This window comes from Halorubrum sp. AD140 (assembly GCF_034497445.1).
Taxonomy (GTDB): Archaea; Halobacteriota; Halobacteria; order Halobacteriales; family Haloferacaceae; genus Halorubrum.
In genome coordinates, this window is the sequence record NZ_JAXRUU010000191.1 from 1 (window position 1) to 1447 (window position 1447).

General features: G+C 68.1%; 2 protein-coding genes and 1 pseudogene. All 3 read left to right on the plus strand.

Going from position 1 to position 1447, the window contains the following annotated elements; genetic code table 11:
* Nucleotides 1-498 (plus strand): annotated as a pseudogene (locus tag U4E84_RS17305) (ornithine cyclodeaminase family protein); the annotation flags it as partial.
* 208 nt (nt 499-706) lie between these two features.
* Entirely contained in the window at nt 707-1267 is a 561-nt protein-coding gene (locus U4E84_RS17310) for a hypothetical protein (protein WP_322533337.1), read from the plus strand.
* Between the two features lie 60 nt (nt 1268-1327).
* Nucleotides 1328-1447 (plus strand): DUF5812 family protein (locus U4E84_RS17315; protein ID WP_322533338.1); only part of this gene is annotated, 120 nt, incomplete at its 3' end.

Below are 1447 nucleotides of genomic sequence, written 5' to 3' on the forward strand. Positions count from 1 at the left end.
TCGGACGTGCGAATCTACTCGCCGAGCGACTCGCGGAAGGCGTGCGCGGCAGACCTGAGCGAGAGGGGGATCCGTGCGCGCGCAGTTACCTCGGCCAAAGCGGCCGTCAAGGGTGCCGACGTGGTCGTGACCGCGACGACCGCAACCCAACCGGTCTTTCCACCCGACGCGCTCGATCCGGGGAGCCTCGTCGTCGCCGTCGGCGCATTTACCGCGGACACCCAAGAGCTCGACCCTCGTGTCCTCCAACGCGCCAGGCGGGTATTTGCGGACGTACCCGAGGAGGTCGCCGAGACCGGTGACCTCCTCGCGAGCGGTCTTGGTGCGGATGATCTGATCGAACTCGGCGTTCCTCTCGCGGACGGGTATCTGCGCCAATCGCCCGACGAGGTGGTGGTTGTTGTGAGCGTCGGGTCCGCAACACTGGACGCTGCGGCGAGCGAGGCGGTCTATCGACGGGCGGTCGAGGCGGACGACGGAACCGAGATTCCGCTTTAGCCCGTCGATGACAGATGATCGATGCGACGGTCAGAGCGTGTCAGCCGGTCAACGGAACCGGAACAGAAGGCTCCGTTGAAATTTCACGATCTAACTGTCGTTCTACCCGAATTCAGAGATTGTGGTAAGGTAGATACGCTGACGCCCGCACGATTTTAGCCCCTGACCCGACGAGGGGTTTAATTCACCGACGCGCCTACTGCGGGTGATGGCAGACAGCTACCGCGGGGTGTTCGGCGCGATCCCCTACGCGTTCCGCGCGACCGAGTCGTGGACCATGCGCGCGTACGCCGCGCTCGGCGCGCTGGCGGCCGGGTTCGTCGCGCTCGTCGTCACCCTCGCATTGGTCGTCTGGATGGGCGAGACCGTCTCGGCGCAGGGGGGGACGTTTCTCTTCTCGCGGTCGCTGTTCGTGGTCGCCGGGCTCGGCGCCGTCGGTCCGCTGCTCGCGCCGATCCTGTTCGTCGCCCGCCGCCACCGGCGGGGCGATCCAGTCGCCGCCACGTACGACCGGTGGATGGGGGTCGCCGGCTTCCTCTTCCTGCTCTCTTTGTACCTCGGCATGGTCATCTCGGCGCCCGAAGGACTCCGGGACCCGAGCGACTCCGTCCTCGTCAACGCGCTGTACGCGCTCCCGCAGTTAGCCGGGTTCGTCCCGCCCGTCGCGGCCGCGCTCGGCGTCTTCGCGACGCACTTCCGGCTCCGGGGCGGGCCGGACGACGGCGGGCCGAACGACGGCGGGCCGGACGGCGACGCGGGGGCCGCGTAGGCGCGGGTCGCCGGCGGCGGCTCGAAAGCCGGAAGTCGGCCGAGCGACTACCCGGGAGCAATGACCGACGAGAAGGAGAGCACGTTCCTCGTCACGCACGTCGAGAGCGACTCCGCCGTGCTGAAGGACGTCCACGACGGGCAGGTACACACGCTGCGTTCGAACCCGGGGCTCGACGTC